Raw genomic sequence first — 15,588 nt, 5'->3', positions numbered from 1 at the left:
GGGGGGCGCCGGCCATGCTGACTGAGGTCTTAACAGCACTGGATGAAGGAAATTTCCAACAGGCAGAAAAGTTGCTGGCCACCTTGCCTCCTGATGATCCCCGTGTGCTTCTGTGCCGCGGTCAACTCCACCTCAAGACAGAGCGATTAGAGGCAGCGGAGTCAGACTTTCGCCAATTACTGCGCCTCAACTGCGGTTCCAAGCTGACCCAAATGGCCCGGCGCGGTCTCGAAAAAATTGAGCAAATTCGTCAACAACAGCGACAACAGGCGATTTTAGCAACCCATGCCGTGGTGGGAGTGGAGCAGCAGGGTGTTCTTGTTCTAGAGGGGGTGGCTGCCCCTGAGCAACGCACGATCCTTGCTCGTCTTTTGGCCACCATGTTTAAGATTGACCCCTACACGGCGCGACTGTTAATTCCGTCGCGGGGCTGGCGCTTAATTCGCACGGGTAATTTTGCAGAACTCACGGTCTATTGCCAAGAGCTGAAACAGCAGGGGTTTACTCTCTTTTGTGTCCCCTTTGAGGCACTGACAGCCACACCCGTCTTGCAGGTGCGTTATTTTGCGGCCTTGCAGCCACAGCCCCGTGTGGTGTGTACTAGTTCATTATCACCAGAACCTGTGGAGCTAACGTTTACTTGGTCACAGGTTAGCCAGCGAGTGGAGGGGTTGCTGCCAATTTTTGAGCAGGTGTTCGATCGCGATCGCCAAGGGAAAATCACCCGCAAAGAACAAATTCAGGATCATGCCCAGTGCTGTGATCTCCACCTCTTTCAGCAAAATCAAATCCTGCGCTTTTATCGTGGCGGTTACCAATTTCATCAGGGGATTCCCCTCAATCAGGTGGCGGCGGTGATCCAAAGTGATTTAGATCTGGATCAAAATACCTCATGGGTGAAGTGGCGGCAGTTATCGAGTTTGTGGCAGCAGCACTGTGGCGATCGCCCCGTATGGCAAGACTTCACCAGCTTTGCTGAAACCGCCTTGGACTTTACCGAACTCCTGAGTAAAATTCCCCCCCACATTAACCTCTTTCGTCGCGAAGACAGTCTTTGGGATGCCGCTTTCATGCTCTACAGCAGCTTGGCCTTTCACCGTGCCCGCAGTGGCAGCAACCGCTAAGCTAGAAACAGAAGTCTGCTCGCGCGAGTATCTGTGCTGCACCAACTCCAACAAGCAATTAACAATGATCTCATTGCTGGTCTGCTGGTGGTGATCCCACTGGCAACGACGATTTGGCTATCGATTTCTGTCTCCAGTTGGGTGTTGGCTCTCCTCACCCGTATTCCTAAGCAAGTGAATCCCTTCAAAACATGGCACCCCCTGTTGGTGGATCTGCTCAATGTGGCAGTGGAGATTTTCGTGCCCTTAACAGGGATTCTGCGCATTGGCTTGATGGCACGCAATATCTTTGGCCAGTGGCTCTTGAACACGGGTGAGAGCATCCTCAAGCGCGGTGCCATTTATAAAGTGCTGCAACAGCTTCTAGAGACGATTCTGCGGGATTCGCGCGATCGCTTTCGGCGGGTGGTGCTCGTAGAATACCCGCGTCCGGGTCTGTGGGCGGTGGCTTTTGTGACTGGCACAATTAATGGTTCATTGCAGACGGTGTTTTCCGAGCCGATGTTGAGCTTATTTATCCCCTCATCCCCTAACCCCACCACGGGTTGGTATGTGATTGCCAGTGAGCGGGATGTGCGGGATTTGGACATTTGGATCGAGGATGCCTTTAAGCTGATTATTTCGGGGGGGATTGTGACACCAGAATCAGTTCCGACCTCGACTCTGCCCCCTGCCCCTGCTTCGTTGCGCTAAAAACTCGTTTTTGAGGATTTGCCCCATGATTACTGCTCGTCGTGTTGCCCGTGAATTGGCGTTGCTCAATGCCGCTCAAGTGCTGCGCCAACCGAAACTACTTGATGAAAGTGACTGCCGCAGTTTGATCTTAACGGCTGTACGGACGTTGGCAAGTGATGTGCGCGATACCCTCGAACAGGCCGGCAGTAAACTCAGTGAAAGTCAGCGACTGCTTCGCCACAGTGAGTTTCAGTTGCCCCACCTCGAAAAGGCACAGGTGGCGCTTCAAGATGCTCTCCAGCAAGCCGAACAGGGCTTGAACAAAATGGGCGCTGCCCTTGATTTACCTGAGATCCTCTACTTTGCCCACCAAGATGAGGTGCAAGCCTACGCGATCGCCCTGCTGCGCTGTTTACAGCGGCATCGAGCCGAGATTGAGGATCTGGTGAATCGCTCCATGGTGGATTGGCAGCTGGAGCGACTGACACAAATAGACCGCGCCATTCTTGAAATTGCCGTCGCGGAGATGCGCTATCTTGACGTGGCCAAGCAAGTGGCGATTAACGAGGCCATTGAACTGGCCAAACGCTATAGTGACGAGGGCAGCCACCGCTTTATCAATGGCGTACTGCGGCGGATTAGTGAAGTCCTTGACACAGTTCAGGCGGCCACTGGTAACTGAAACGACTGCCACAATTGCTGCCGACCCAATTCTACATCCTGAGGCCGACATTGCCAGTGGGGATGGGCACTCATCACTAAACTTTCGAGGGTTTCACGATCAAAAAGATGCCAAGTCAGAGCACCGTCAACAGGGTGGGCGATCGCCAGCAGATTGTCCGCCACACAGTGAATTTCTAGGCAGCTAGCTGCCCGCTGAATTTGCAACTGCTGCCCCGGTAGGAGCGATCGCACCGCCTCCATAATCTCCCGCAGTTCTGAGATGCTCTGGACACAGACCCCCGGAATGGCCACCCGTTGTTGGGGATTCCCATTGACTTGCAGCCAATAGTGACGGCTGGGATCAATTCCCAAGAGCCAAGGATCAACATCATCTAAACGATAACGGGGAGCCAAGGAGAGTCCGTGCATCATGTATCTATTTCCCAAATAACAGCATTGATATCCAGCGATCGCTAGGGATCGCGCTTCCCTTATGTAGTGTGATAAGTCTCCTTTATTTGATCAATCAGAGTTAATAATGCTTAACCATTTGCCAACAGTTGTTAACAAAGCCCCGTTTTCCCGCCAGTAAGATCACGGTTTTGTTACCGCAGCTACGGTTATCTGAGAGAAATTAGTTAAAATGAAGTTAAAGCTAGGTTAATTTCTGAGAAAAAAGGATAGGTAAGCAATGAATAAATACGAATTTTTACATCCCCATAGCCGTTACCACGGTGACTTTACACCCGAAAACTTTTTATTTGATGCTAACTTGCAGGAGTTTGCCACCCGCGTGAGCTATATTGCCGGCCTTGAAAACAGTGGCAAGCTCTCCCCTCAGGAAGCTTACGAGCAAATCAAAAATCTCTGGAAGGAATTAAAAGCCAGCAAAAAATGTTTGCTAGATACCTCATCCCCTAGCTAGGCTTGGAGCCGATGGAGTGTTTCCCGAATTAGTTCTGTTGGCACCTGATCAAAAATTTCCACATGGCCAATGGCAGTGGGGAGAATAAACCGCACCTTTTGTGCCTGAACCTTCTTGTCATGTTGCAGAAGTGCCAGCAGTCCCTCGACATCAAAGTGAGCTGGGATCGTTGTCGGTAGTTTTGCCTTGAGAATCAATGCCCGTTGGGCAGCAGCCTCTTCAACTGACCAATACCCCAACGCCACCGCCAGTTCGCCAGCGGCAATCATACCAATGGCCACAGCCTCGCCGTGGTTCAAAAGACGATAGTTACCCATACTTTCAAGGGCATGGCCAATGGTGTGCCCGTAATTCAAAATAGCCCGCAAACCCGCTTCTCGCTCATCCTTGCTGACCACATCCACCTTTGCTTGACAGGAACGCTCTAGAATTTGAAGCAACTGTTCAGCAGGCAAAGCAACCATACGATCCAAGCACGGCAACTGACTCAGCAGGTCAAATAGCTGAGCATCCCAAATCACGCCGTATTTGATCACCTCTGCCATGCCAGCCCGAAATTCTCTGGGGGGCAAGGTTACCAAAACATCGGGATCAATGACCACAAGACGGGGTTGATGAAAGGCACCGATGAGATTTTTGCCCTGGGGATGGTTCACCCCTGTTTTGCCGCCAATGGCTGCATCCACCATCGCCAAGAGACTGGTGGGAATCTGAACCACGGCAATCCCCCGCAGCCAGGTCGCTGCCGCAAAGCCGGTCATGTCACCAATGACCCCACCGCCAAGGGCAAAGAGAGTGGAACCCCGCTCCAAGCCCTGACTCAGGGCAGCATCATAGATCTTCTCCACGGTTCTGAGGGTTTTGTAGCGTTCCCCCGCCGGTAGGATGCAAGGGGTAACCTGCCAGCCCGCTTGCGTTAATGCCTCGTGCACGTCCGTGCCATAGTGTCGCCAAATTTGCGGATTGGAGACGATCAGGGCAGGGGCTTGGGGGGTCAAGGACGTATATGCAGCCAACAGCGTAGGCAACTGCCGCCGTATATTGGCACCAATGGCGATGCGGTAGGCGTGCTCACCAAGGGGAACGGAAATCAAAGTGGTCATTGTTGACTTTGCTAGGGACATCTACTCCAATCTTTTCATTCATCACTACCCGGTCGGGGGAACGCTGGCTTCCCTCGCCAAGGGGCAAAAAATGGCAGCAGTAGCAGGGCTGGTAAGGCAGCCCCAATCGTAAAGAGAAAAAAGAGCGGCCACCCCATGATCTCTGCGGCTTTACCTGCAGGAGCCGCCAGAACATCCCGACTAAAAGCAAAAAGACTAGAGAGCAGGGCATACTGCGTGGCACTAAATTGGGGATTACAGAGGCTCATCAGGAGTGCAGTTAAGGCCGCGATCGCCAGCCCCGCACAGAAGTTATCAATACTAATGGCCGCCACCATCACCGTGGGGTTGGCACCGGCATTGGCCAACACAAAATAGGAGATATTGCTGGAGGCTTGCAATCCCCCCATGATCCACAGGGCACGGTGAATCCCGATTTGGCTGATGGCCGCCCCGCCGGCAAGGGCACCCACAATTGTGGCCATCAACCCCACCCCCCCCTGCACTGCCCCAATTTGGGTTTGGCTAAAGCCCTGCTGCAACAGAAAAGGGGTCATCATGTTGCCAGTGAGGGCATCCCCCAAGCGATAGAGGCAGATAAAGAGGAGAATCACCAACCCCGTTCCCCAGCCGTAGCGCTGGAAAAAGTCCAAGAAGGGGCGAATCACTGCTTCAGCTAAGGAACGCGGCGCTGGGGGATGTACGGCTGGTTCCGGTGCCCAGAGGGTCGTGACCATGCCCACTAGCATGAGCAGCGCCATGAGGACGTAAACCACTGGCCAGGGCAGGTGATCGGCAAGGATCAGGGCAAGGGAACCCGTGACCAAGAGCGCAAGGCGGTAGCCAAGAACGTAAATCCCTGCCCCTGCTCCCATTTCTAGGGGGTCAAGGACATCGGCACGGTAGGCATCCACGGCAATATCTTGGCTGGCGCTCAAGAAGGCAATGGCCAAGGCATTCACCGCCAACAGGCGCAGGCTCGTACTGGGATCCTGTACCGCCATGAGGGCGATCGCCCCTAGGAGAAGCACTTGAATCAGCAGTAACCAACCCCGCCGCCGTCCCAAAAAAGGGAGCGTATAGCGATCCAGCAAGGGTGACCAGAGAAACTTTAGGGAATAGGGTAACCCCACCAAGCTGAAGAGGCCAATGGCAGTCAAGTCAATGCCCTCAACGGTCATCCAAGCTTGCAGCGTCCGACTGGTGAGAAACAGCGGCAACCCTGACGAAAATCCCAACAGGAGCAGTGCCAGCATTTTGCGACTTTGAAACACTCGTAGGGCTGCGCTGATTCCCGCCATTTATTTTGTTCCACTGCTTAGGACTTGCCCTAGTTTAGAGCAAAAAGGGCAGGAACCTAAAGACTACTGGCTTGACTGGCACGGCTAGGGCGAAAAGCAGGCCGACAGGTATCTAGGGAAACAGGGACGGGTTTGACGTGCCAGATGTCTTTGCAGTACTCAGCAATCGTGCGATCGCTCGAGAATTTGCCCATGCGCGCCACATTGAGAATCGACATCTGTGTCCAGTGAGCCTTGTTGCGGAAGGCTTGGGCTGCCCGTTGCTGACAGTCCACATAGGATTGGTAGTCCGCTAGGAGCATGTACTGGTCTTCATTCAGTAATGAGTTGACAATGGGTTCAAATAGCCCTGGCTCACGCGGATTGAAGTAATTGGAAATCAGACTGTCAATCACCTTCTTGAGCATTGGGTTGCTGTTGTAATACTCACGGGGATTGTAGCCCTCTGCTTTCAGGCTCATCACCTCTTGTGCCGTCAAACCAAAGAGGAAGAAGTTCTCTGCCCCCACCTCTTGGCGGATCTCCACATTGGCGCCATCAAGTGTGCCAATCGTCAGGGCACCATTGAGGGCAAACTTCATGTTCCCAGTGCCAGAGGCCTCTTTGCCAGCAGTGGAGATCTGTTCTGAGAGATCAGCAGCTGGGTAAACGATTTCGCCAAGGGAAACAGAGTAGTTGCTCAGGAACACCACCTTAAGGCGGCCATTTACATCACTATCGTGGTTCACCATGTCAGCCACAGAATTGATCAGCTTGATGATCATCTTGGCCATGAAATAGCCGGGGGCTGCCTTGCCGCCAAAAATAAACGTGCGCGGCTGAATGTCCATGTGGGGATTGGCTTTGAGTTGCTCGTAGAGCGTAATGATGTGGAGCACCGCTAAGTGCTGCCGCTTATACTCGTGGATGCGCTTAACTTGAATGTCAAAGAGGGAATAGGGATCGACTTCGATTTGATTGTTGCGCCAGATATACTCCGCCAAGCGCTCTTTATTGGCTTGTTTGATTTGCTGCCACTTGGCTTGAAAGGCGGGATCGGTAGCGTAGGGTTCTAGGCCTCGTAGATCTTCTAAGTGGGTAATCCAGCGATCGCTCTTCAGGGTTTCGGTAATCAAACTGGCCAAGCGCGGATTGCTCATCAACAGCCAACGGCGGGGAGTAATCCCATTGGTTTTGTTCTGGAACTTGTTGGGGTACATCTCATGGAAGTCCCGCATCAGCTCCTGCTTGATCAGCTCAGTGTGCAGTTCGGCTACGCCATTCACCGTATGGCTGCCGACACAGGCCAAATGCGCCATGCGCACCTGCTTGGGATAGCCTTCCTCAATTAGGGACATCCGTGCCAACCGTGCGGTGTTACCGGGGTAGCGCAGGCGAACCTCATTTAGAAAGCGATAGTTAATCTCGTAAATGATTTCTAGATGACGCGGTAGCAGTTGACCAAAAAGTTCTACCGACCAGCGTTCGAGGGCTTCCGCCAGCAGCGTGTGGTTGGTATAGGCAAAGGTGCGCTGGGTGATGTCCCAGGCTTTTTCCCACGGAAGTTGGTACTCATCCACCAGCAGTCGCATCAGTTCAGCCACACCAATGGCAGGGTGAGTATCGTTGAGCTGAATGGCCACTTTATCGGGGAAAGCATCAAAGCTGGTGTGCCGCCGTAGATAGAGACGAATAATGTCCTGCAACGAACAGGAGACAAAGAAATACTGTTGCCGCAGCCGCAATTCTTTGCCTTGGGGGGTGTTGTCGTTGGGGTAGAGGACCTTCGAGATATTCTCACTAAAGGTTTTTTCGGAGACGGCTTGGGTGTAGTCACCCGCGTTGAACACCTGAAGGTTAAAGTCCTGCGCTGCACGGGCACTCCACAGCCGGAGCGTATTTACCGTATTTTTGCCATAGCCGGGAATGGGCGTATCATAGGGTGTGCCAAAAACCGTGGTGCTAGGAACCCAGCGCACGCGGTAGTGCCCCTGGGCATCGGTGTAGGCTTCGGTGTGGCCGCCAAATTTGACTTCAACGTTGTAATCGGGACGGGCAATCTCCCAAGGGTTACCAAAGCGCAGCCAGTTGTCGGGCACTTCGTGCTGCCAGCCATTGGTGATGATTTGCTCGAAAATACCAAATTCGTAGCGAATGCCGTAGCCGACAGCGGGAATTTCAAGAGTTGCGAGAGAGTCGAGGAAACAAGCCGCCAAGCGTCCTAAACCGCCATTGCCTAGCCCCGGCTCCGGTTCGCCCTCCATGAGTTCATTGAGGTCAAGGCCAAAGTCGGCCATTGCTTGTTGGGTTTGCTCGTAGAGGCCAACGTTAATCAGGTTGTTCAGGAGCAGGCGACCAATGAGAAACTCTGCCGACAGATAATAGACCACCTTGGCATCCTGCTCAAAATAGGTTTGGGCGGTTTTAATCCGCCGATGCAGTAGGCGATCGCGCACCGTGTAGGCCAGTGCCATGAAGTAATCGTAGGGGGTGGCAAACATGGCATCCTTGCCCTGGATGTAGTGGAGATTATCAACAAAGGCGCGCTTCAGGGTTTCCACTGTCATCCCTGTGCGATCGCTTTCGATATACAGATCGCAGTGTTTGTCCTTGGCAGGAGAGTTGGTGTGGGAAACTGAATCAACAGGAGTACCGTTAGGAGTGGCGGAATTATTCATGCAACCTGTGGCTCTGAAGGAATCGGAAATAACTTAACTTAAGGCTAATACAGATTTGTGAAATGTACATTAGATTACCGCTGCGGGAATTTTAATAATTGATTTATCTGCCTTTACATTTTTTTAATCTTCTCAAAACGTGACCTCAGTGCCTAGACCATTCCTAGTCAAACCAACCCATTTCCGCATCGCCGAGGTGAGACCCATTGGGATTGGGGGTGGGAATCTCATTAACAAGGGGCTTAAATCCCACATCCTCAAAACGGTAGGGCTGAGGCGCAGTAAGTTGGCGAATGACTTCTTTCGCCTCTTCAAATTCGGCTTCTAAGGCCTGATGGCGGGTTTGGAGTTCCTGAAGCTCATTTTCAAAGGCTTGGGCGCGATCGCGCCACGTTTGCACTTCCTTTTGTAGTTGCTCTATCTGGGTGCTCTGAGCGGTTTTCTCAGCTTCTGCGGCGGCTAAGGCTGCTTTGAGGATGGTCAGTTCTTGCTCCAGTTCTGCCTTGGTGGGCTGGTGGCGACTCCGCTTGCTGGGAGCTTGACGCTGTTTGGCTGCCTCTTGCCGCAGTAAATCACTGAGGTTTTGATGTTCCATCCAATCGTTAAATTATTTGCAAAACAACAAGGGAGCGTTTGTCACTCTTTTGTCAATACTGATCCTTGCATAAAATTCGCACTGATAGGATATAATCGCTTGGAATTCTTTTGGCTGTGAGAGTGAAATATGCTAACCTCGACCGCAACGCCGCTGACCACAGAGCAGGCACATCTCAAGATTCAGGGGGGCTATCGGTTATCGGGTGAGGTGAGGATTAGCGGAGCCAAGAATTCAGCACTGGTGTTGATGGCGGGGGCACTCTTGGCAGCCGATACAACCGTTCTCTATGGGGTGCCTGACTTAGCGGATATTCGTCGCCTTGGGGAAATTTTACAGGCATTGGGGGTCAAAGTACAACGCCTCGGTAGTGAAGCGATCGCCATTGATGCCACGGACTTAAATACCAATGATCCCCCCTATCGCTTGGTCAGCCAACTGCGGGCAAGTTTCTTTGCCATTGGCCCTTTAGTGGCACGCTTGGGCGTTGCCCGCGTTCCTTTGCCCGGTGGCTGTGCCATTGGTGCCCGTCCAGTGGAACTCCATGTGCGGGGTCTGCAAGCAATGGGGGCCGAAGTCACGATTGATCATGGTGTCGTTACTGCCAAGGCAGCCAAACTTAAGGGAACACGGATTTATTTGGACTATCCCAGCGTCGGCGCCACGGAAACCCTAATGATGGCCGCCACCCTTGCCGAGGGGGAAACCACGATTGAAAATGCCGCCCAAGAACCGGAAGTAGTGGATTTGGCCAACTTCTGCATCGCCATGGGGGCAAAAATCTATGGCGCCGGCACCAATTCGATCACCATTGTCGGGGTCGATCGCCTCCACAGCACTGAATACGAAATTATTCCCGATCGCATTGAAGCGGGTACATTTCTCTTGGCCGCTGCTGTCACCCGCTCGGCCATTACCCTTGCACCGGTGATTCCCAGTCATCTCACTCCCGTTATCGCCAAACTCGAAGAAATGGGAGCAACGGTTGAATTTCCCGATCCTACTCGTGCGCGCTTTACCCCTGCCCAGCGCTATCGTGCCACCGATATTGAAACGCTCCCATACCCCGGCTTTCCCACGGATATGCAGGCCTTGATGATGACATTGCTGGCCATCAGTGAGGGGAATAGTTTAGTCAGCGAAACGGTGTTTGAAAATCGCTTTGGCCATGTGGCTGAACTCAATCGCATGGGGGCCGATATTCGTGTCAAAGGGAATCACGCCGCTATCCGAGGGGTGCCTCATCTTTCGGGTGCACCCGTAACGGGGACGGATTTACGTGCCACAGCGGCTTTAGTTGTTGCTGGACTGGCTGCCCACGGGGAAACCCACGTCTATGGCTTGCAGCACTTAGATCGGGGCTACTGGCAAATTGAAGCCAAGCTGCGGGGTTTGGGCGCCCAGCTAGAGCGCTATATTCCAAGTGCAGCGCCTTCGCCAGTTTTTTAGTGCGGCCTTGGGGGCAACTGCAATCTCGGTTCCTATACCGCCTGTCCATTGCGCCATCGCATTCCTCAGTACTTCAGCTACGGTGGGTGTCCAATGCTCCCATGCGCTGAGGGGTAAGGCCAATGCTCCCCAATAGGCACCAAAAAGACAGCTTAAGAGAAGACCAGCGCTGGGTTGCTGCTGGATAACAATTTCATGGGCTAATTCTAAGTCCCAAGGGGCGATCGCCAAGGCATAGCGGATCATCTCCCCTCTCTCTGGGGGTACGGGCAAAGGCTCAGGTGCCCAAGCCGCCTTGAGGTATTCATGGAGCAGGGTCTGAATCTCCTGCAACTCCCCGCAGACTGCAATCAGAGGCTGATCCCATGAGGCCAACAACTGCGGAAGCTGAACTGGCCACTCCCCTTGGTTGGGAGCTAACCATTGGTGCGGCAGTGCCTGTGCAAACTGAGGATTCTCTTTGGCAATGCCCCAGAGGAGTCCAAGGAGGGCACCGCGAAACTGCTCATAGACACCCCCTCTAACCATCACGCCAACTGCTTTTGACCAACGACAGCGTAGAAGGGATCGGTGAATCCCAGCCAAGACCAGGGACGGGGTAGATGGGTCTCGATGACTTTCAGGGAGGGAATGCTGTTGATATAGGCTTGCACCAACTGCACGCGATCGCCCTCAGTAGCGTCTCGCCACGCCTGAATTGCCTTCTCAAAAAACATTCGATTCGAGAAGCTGACAATGACGACCCCTTGGGGCTTGAGGATGCGGGCAATTTCTGTGAAGATGGCCTCTGGATACTGCAGATACTGCACCGATACCGCCATCAGCACAGCGTCAAAACTGGCATCCTCGAGGGGCAGAGCCAACTCTTCATTGAGGTTTTGAACGAAATAACGATCCAGCCGCGGGTTGCGGGCTAGCTCCAACGCATTCAGGCCATGACCCACCACTTCCTGAAAGGAGATTTCTGGGGGCAGATGGGACACCCAACTACTCATTAAGTCCAAAACCCGCATCTGCGGCTGCAAGTATTGGCGGTAGAGATCCGTGAGGCGCGCTAGAAAGAAATCATCCACATGCGTGACAAAGCGCGGTGCCGCATAAAAGAGATCATCGCTGCGGCTATCCAATTTCGTGCGCTGTTGGGGATTGAGAATCATCGGGCTAACTGCTCAGCAATCTCCTTCTGAAGATAACGAACAACCTCCGTTAAGGGGAGGGTGGATTTAGCCCCTGTTGCGCGGATAACGAGTTCCACTTCCCCATTGGCGATCGCCCGCCCTGTCACCAGCCGATAGGGAATGCCAATGAGATCAGCATCTTTGAATTTCACCCCTGCCCGTTCATCGCGATCGTCGAGGAGCACCTCAATGCCTGCTGCTTGAAGCCGTTTGTAGAGGTCAGTGGCCACCTGCATTTGCTGGCTGTCCTCAATGTTGGGCACGACAATGATCACTTGATAGGGAGCGATCGCCAGCGGCCAAATGATGCCGTTTTCATCGTGGTGCTGCTCCACCGCCGCCTGAGCCAAGCGGGAAACGCCAATGCCATAGCAGCCCATCACCAGCGGCACTTCTTCCCCCCGTTCATTGGTGTAAGTGGCCTTCATCGCCTCCGAATACTTGGTGCCCAACTGAAAAATATGTCCAATTTCAATCCCCCGTGCACTTTCTAGGTACTGGTTGGGATCGTGACAGGCGCGATCGCCCGCTTGGGCTTTGCGCACATCGGCCACAATCGCTGGCAAGGGACAGGATTTACCCCAATTCACCCCCACCCGATGCTGTTGATCTCGATTGGCGCCGGTAATAAATCGCTTCAATTCCGTCACGGTGCGATCGGCAATGCGAATCCACTGGGGAATAATTTGGGGATCGGCTTTAATCACCGCATCTTCTAAATCAGGGCCAATGTAACCAAAGGGAATGGGGGTTGCTGCCCACTCTTGGGCTGTATTGGCATCCGCCACCCGCAGATCCAGCAATTTTGTTCCCCCGTAGTTGGGCGCAAGGGAAGTGAGGGTATTGTGCAGCTTAACGCTATTCACCTCTTGATCGCCGCGAATACTCACCAACACTAGCCCCACTCGCCCATTATCGAAAACCGCTCGATAGAGGACATTTTTCACAATTTGGCTGGGATGGCACTGCAAGTGTTCAACAAGGGCATCAATAGTTGGTGTATTGGGAGTATCCAGCGTCGCCACCTTTTTGTAGGTTGTGGGCACAGGGTCAGGGGGTAGGGAAACAGCCTTTTCCACATTGGCGGCGTATTGGCCATCAGCGGTATAGAGCACCTCATCTTCGCCAGCGGCAGCCAGCACCATAAACTCATGGGATCCTGATCCGCCAATCGCACCCGAATCCGCTTCCACAGCTCGAAACGTCAAGCCACAGCGCTGAAGAATGCGGCTATAGGTGTCATACATCACCTGATAGGTTTCCTTAAGACTGGCCACATCAGCATGAAACGAGTAGCCGTCCTTCATAATAAATTCCCGTCCCCGCATCAGACCAAATCGCGGGCGAATCTCATCACGAAATTTTGTTTGAATTTGGTACAGATGAACGGGCAACTGCCGATAGGAGCGAATCAAGTCCTTGGCGAGGGTGGTGATCACCTCCTCATGGGTGGGTCCTAGTGCCAACTGCCGCTCAGCACGATCTGTGAGGGAAAACATGATCCCTTCGGCCTTGGTATAGGTATCCCAGCGTCCGGACTCTTGCCAAAGTTCAGCAGGTTGCAGTTGCGGCAGCAAACACTCCAAGGCACCACTGCGATTCATTTCCTCGCGGACAATGGCGCTGACTTTTTGCAGCACTCGCCACATCAAGGGCAGATAGCTATAGATGCCACTGGCAATCCGCCGAATGTACCCTGCCCGCAGCAATAGTTTGTGGCTGGGAATTTCTGCTTCCGCTGGATCATCGCGAAGCGTAACAAAAAGCATTTGCGAGAGGCGCATAGCTGGGCTACCGATACTGCACAGAGCCTCTATTTTACGATGGCAGGCGATCCCTAGGGGGTAACCGTTGGTTCGGGTGCCGCTGGTGGCGGTTGAACAGGGGTCGGCGCTGGAGCAGCCGTGGCTTCAGGGGTCGGTGTAGGACTAGCAGGGGTGGGGGCAACTGTGGTTTCAGGGGTGGGCGTAGGGGATGCCTCAGGTGTCGGCGCGGGCGTCACTGCTTCTGGCGGCGGTGTTACTGGGGGAGCTGATTCTGGCTCGGCGGCTGGCTGGGAGGAACTTTCGGGGGGACTTTCCCACCAAGCGGGAGTTGGTGCTGCCTGTTGACGTTGGCGCACGCTGAGTTCGTAATCCCACTGCCAAATCCGATTGAGGGCCTCACGGTAGAGGGCGCGATCGCGACCAATTTGCTCAGCAGTTTGAATGGCTTCCTCCAGTTTGCCTTCCCGCGCCAAGCGAATGGCGCGATCCAGAATGGGACGATCCTCAATTTCTTCTAGTTTGGCTTGCCAGTCGTCACGGTAGTTAGCAACCACTCTGGCTAATACGGCATTAGGCGGGAAGTGGTTCAAAACTGTCAAGGCAGCTCGATACTCCTTCTGCTGGGCAAGGGCAATGGCCGCATGGAGCAGGGGGCGCTCATCAATCGTGCGCAAATCCCGTTGCCACAGGGCAATTAAACTCTGGGCTTGACCCCGTTCCGGTTGACCCAAGGGCACCTGCTGCGCTTGAGCAATGGCTAGGGCATAGCCCCAACGGAGATGAGAATTAGCAAGCCAAGTTGCCCACTGCAGTTGCTGTTGGTTGCGCAATTGCTGCTGCCATGTCTTGAGGTAAGCTTGAGCCAACTCATAGAAGGTATCCGTGGCAGGAATCTGCTGCACGCGAGCGATCGCCTCCCAATAGCCCAAGACTGTTCCCTTAGCGGCGAGGGCTTTGGCCTGTCCCAAGATGACAATCGGGCGATTGTGGTAGGACACATCAAGGGCGGGGGCAATTTTCTCAATAAGGGCTAAAGCGCCCTCGCGATCGCCGGCCGCTAAGCGTTCTTCTGCATAGGTAAACACTTCGGGAATCCAACGGCGAATATCCGCTTGGGCTTGGGCATAGACAACCGCCTCAGGCGGAATTTTCAAGGCCAGCATGACCGCCTCTGCCAGTTCATTGGCCGTTAGCCAAGCCGCCAAATCCCGTGCCTGTACCAATTGCACCCATGCGTCCTGTTCTTGGGAAATGCGCACCGAGAGCTTTTGTGCTTGCTCCCGCCAGTAGTCAGTTCCCAATTGGTTCATCAACTTCACTTGCAGCAAGGCCAATCCCCAATCCTGCTGGCGTAGCGCCGCCTCAGCCGTGGCCAATAAGTTCCCCCCTTCTCCTACATTGGTTGCGGTCAGTAGCTCTTGGGCTTGGGAGTAGCTCGCTGCAGTGGGGGGGATCTTTTTCAACAGCAGAGTGGCTAGGTCGATATTGCCTTGGCTCAACTGTTGACGGGCAATCACCAATAGGGCAGCGGACCATTCATCCACCCGCCGTTTCGCTTGAGGAAAAAGGGGGTGATCCTGCGGCCACCGACTAATGGTTTCAATGACTTGCGCAAGAGAGGGCAAGTTGCCGTGGAGAGCGGTTTGATCGGCACAGTAGAGGCGGTCTCTGTCACCCATGATAAGACCGGGGTGACGACAATCAGGCAACGGGGGTAAAACCAATAGCCAGGCACAGGCGGTCACGAGGGTTGTCCCGGAGATTAAAAAAGGGATGAGCCAAGGCCACCCCTCGTATGCCATGAGGCGTTGGCGGTAGGTTTGCCAGGGGGAGGGTACAGGGGCTGTCGCTGCTGTCTCCACAGGGGCGATCGCGAGCTGCGCTGACTTAGGCATCCGCCGAAACCACCGTTGCCAGCCCTCTGATGCCTTCATTTCCTGCTGCGGCTCCTCACCCACTGCCTCGAGTTCCCCTAGGATGCTAGGAAAGGTATTAGAACTTGTTATAGCAAATCAACTTGGCCATTCCCCCCTCAAGTTGCTGTTTCCCACAGCAGGATTATAATTTGAGGATACGAATCGCAATAATCCTTAACATTTATCCGCATCTTGCTACGCCTGTGACTGCACTTTGGCAACGTTTGATTTTAATC

14 protein-coding genes are annotated in these 15,588 nt (G+C 53.7%); 5 read left to right on the top strand and 9 right to left on the bottom strand.

Features of this window, described 5'->3' with window-relative positions:
* Positions 1 to 14 precede the first annotated feature (14 nt).
* Genes ACK4HN_RS00210 through nusB form a run of 3 tightly spaced genes read left to right on the top strand, consistent with a single transcriptional unit; the run spans position 15 to position 2,481 of the window.
* Positions 15 to 1,124 (top strand): tetratricopeptide repeat protein, encoded by a 1,110-nt coding sequence (locus ACK4HN_RS00210; protein ID WP_409870354.1) that lies wholly within the window; start codon positions 15 to 17, stop codon positions 1,122 to 1,124.
* Positions 1,125 to 1,157: 33 nt separating this feature from the next.
* Positions 1,158 to 1,817, top strand: a complete 660-nt coding sequence (locus ACK4HN_RS00205; protein ID WP_409870352.1) for a DUF502 domain-containing protein — start codon at positions 1,158 to 1,160, stop codon at positions 1,815 to 1,817.
* 25 nt (positions 1,818 to 1,842) lie between these two features.
* Complete coding sequence (gene nusB, locus ACK4HN_RS00200) at positions 1,843 to 2,481, top strand: transcription antitermination factor NusB (protein ID WP_409870350.1); 639 nt, start codon at positions 1,843 to 1,845, stop codon at positions 2,479 to 2,481.
* Here the strand turns inward: nusB and ACK4HN_RS00195 are convergent.
* Positions 2,460 to 2,894, bottom strand: coding sequence for a hypothetical protein (locus ACK4HN_RS00195; protein WP_409870348.1), 435 nt, complete (start codon positions 2,892 to 2,894; stop codon positions 2,460 to 2,462). The two genes, nusB and ACK4HN_RS00195, sit on opposite strands and share 22 nt — an antisense overlap.
* A gap of 259 nt (positions 2,895 to 3,153) precedes the next feature.
* Between ACK4HN_RS00195 and ACK4HN_RS00190 the strand changes: the two genes are divergently transcribed.
* Positions 3,154 to 3,387 carry a hypothetical protein gene (locus ACK4HN_RS00190; protein WP_409877063.1) on the top strand — a complete coding sequence of 78 codons (234 nt, stop codon included), beginning with the start codon at positions 3,154 to 3,156 and terminating at the stop codon, positions 3,385 to 3,387.
* Here the strand turns inward: ACK4HN_RS00190 and aroB are convergent.
* The 4 genes from aroB to ACK4HN_RS00170 all read right to left on the bottom strand — a co-directional run bounded on the left by aroB (position 3,384) and on the right by ACK4HN_RS00170 (position 9,043).
* Positions 3,384 to 4,490: a 3-dehydroquinate synthase gene (gene aroB / locus ACK4HN_RS00185; RefSeq protein ID WP_409877062.1), complete on the bottom strand. Its 1,107-nt coding sequence runs from the start codon at positions 4,488 to 4,490 to the stop codon at positions 3,384 to 3,386. The genes ACK4HN_RS00190 and aroB overlap by 4 nt on opposite strands.
* Positions 4,491 to 4,525: 35 nt before the next feature.
* Entirely contained in the window at positions 4,526 to 5,791 is a 1,266-nt protein-coding gene (locus tag ACK4HN_RS00180) for an AmpG family muropeptide MFS transporter (protein WP_409877061.1), read from the bottom strand.
* 56 nt (positions 5,792 to 5,847) lie between these two features.
* Positions 5,848 to 8,448 carry a glycogen/starch/alpha-glucan phosphorylase gene (locus ACK4HN_RS00175; RefSeq protein ID WP_409877059.1) on the bottom strand — a complete coding sequence of 867 codons (2,601 nt, stop codon included), beginning with the start codon at positions 8,446 to 8,448 and terminating at the stop codon, positions 5,848 to 5,850.
* 163 nt (positions 8,449 to 8,611) lie between these two features.
* Positions 8,612 to 9,043: a hypothetical protein gene (locus tag ACK4HN_RS00170; protein ID WP_409868467.1), complete on the bottom strand. Its 432-nt coding sequence runs from the start codon at positions 9,041 to 9,043 to the stop codon at positions 8,612 to 8,614.
* A gap of 129 nt (positions 9,044 to 9,172) precedes the next feature.
* On the opposite strand from ACK4HN_RS00170, the gene murA reads away from it, so the two are divergent.
* On the top strand, positions 9,173 to 10,492 hold the full coding sequence (gene murA / locus ACK4HN_RS00165) for a UDP-N-acetylglucosamine 1-carboxyvinyltransferase (RefSeq protein ID WP_409868468.1): 1,320 nt from the start codon (positions 9,173 to 9,175) through the stop codon (positions 10,490 to 10,492).
* Here the strand turns inward: murA and ACK4HN_RS00160 are convergent.
* From ACK4HN_RS00160 to ACK4HN_RS00145, 4 genes are read right to left on the bottom strand one after another with little or no spacing between them, the layout of a single operon-like run.
* Positions 10,448 to 11,020 (bottom strand): hypothetical protein, encoded by a 573-nt coding sequence (locus ACK4HN_RS00160; protein ID WP_409868469.1) that lies wholly within the window; start codon positions 11,018 to 11,020, stop codon positions 10,448 to 10,450. The two genes, murA and ACK4HN_RS00160, sit on opposite strands and share 45 nt — an antisense overlap.
* Positions 11,020 to 11,649, bottom strand: a complete 630-nt coding sequence (locus tag ACK4HN_RS00155) for a methyltransferase domain-containing protein (protein WP_409868470.1) — start codon at positions 11,647 to 11,649, stop codon at positions 11,020 to 11,022. The genes ACK4HN_RS00160 and ACK4HN_RS00155 overlap by 1 nt, the downstream gene beginning before the upstream one ends.
* On the bottom strand, positions 11,646 to 13,454 hold the full coding sequence (locus ACK4HN_RS00150) for a proline--tRNA ligase (protein ID WP_409868471.1): 1,809 nt from the start codon (positions 13,452 to 13,454) through the stop codon (positions 11,646 to 11,648). The genes ACK4HN_RS00155 and ACK4HN_RS00150 overlap by 4 nt, the downstream gene beginning before the upstream one ends.
* Before the next feature lie 53 nt (positions 13,455 to 13,507).
* A complete protein-coding gene (locus ACK4HN_RS00145; RefSeq protein ID WP_409868472.1) occupies positions 13,508 to 15,394 on the bottom strand; it encodes a hypothetical protein in 1,887 nt (628 codons plus the stop codon).
* Positions 15,395 to 15,588 lie beyond the last annotated feature (194 nt).

Origin of the sequence: Thermosynechococcus sp. (genome assembly GCF_046299655.1) — a bacterium.
GTDB lineage: Bacteria > Cyanobacteriota > Cyanobacteriia > Thermosynechococcales > Thermosynechococcaceae > Thermosynechococcus.
This window is presented reverse-complemented; position numbering and strand designations above follow the sequence as displayed.

Coding starts and splice junctions, on each gene's coding strand:
- ACK4HN_RS00210 (WP_409870354.1), top strand. CDS start 15: ATGCTGACTGAGGTCTTAACAGCACTGGATGAAGGAAATTTCCAACAG.
- nusB (WP_409870350.1), top strand. CDS start 1,843: ATGATTACTGCTCGTCGTGTTGCCCGTGAATTGGCGTTGCTCAATGCC.
- ACK4HN_RS00195 (WP_409870348.1), bottom strand. CDS start 2,894: ATGATGCACGGACTCTCCTTGGCTCCCCGTTATCGTTTAGATGATGTT.
- ACK4HN_RS00190 (WP_409877063.1), top strand. CDS start 3,154: ATGAATAAATACGAATTTTTACATCCCCATAGCCGTTACCACGGTGAC.
- aroB (WP_409877062.1), bottom strand. CDS start 4,490: ATGACCACTTTGATTTCCGTTCCCCTTGGTGAGCACGCCTACCGCATC.
- ACK4HN_RS00180 (WP_409877061.1), bottom strand. CDS start 5,791: ATGGCGGGAATCAGCGCAGCCCTACGAGTGTTTCAAAGTCGCAAAATG.
- ACK4HN_RS00175 (WP_409877059.1), bottom strand. CDS start 8,448: ATGAATAATTCCGCCACTCCTAACGGTACTCCTGTTGATTCAGTTTCC.
- ACK4HN_RS00170 (WP_409868467.1), bottom strand. CDS start 9,043: ATGGAACATCAAAACCTCAGTGATTTACTGCGGCAAGAGGCAGCCAAA.
- murA (WP_409868468.1), top strand. CDS start 9,173: ATGCTAACCTCGACCGCAACGCCGCTGACCACAGAGCAGGCACATCTC.
- ACK4HN_RS00160 (WP_409868469.1), bottom strand. CDS start 11,020: ATGGTTAGAGGGGGTGTCTATGAGCAGTTTCGCGGTGCCCTCCTTGGA.
- ACK4HN_RS00155 (WP_409868470.1), bottom strand. CDS start 11,649: ATGATTCTCAATCCCCAACAGCGCACGAAATTGGATAGCCGCAGCGAT.
- ACK4HN_RS00150 (WP_409868471.1), bottom strand. CDS start 13,454: ATGCGCCTCTCGCAAATGCTTTTTGTTACGCTTCGCGATGATCCAGCG.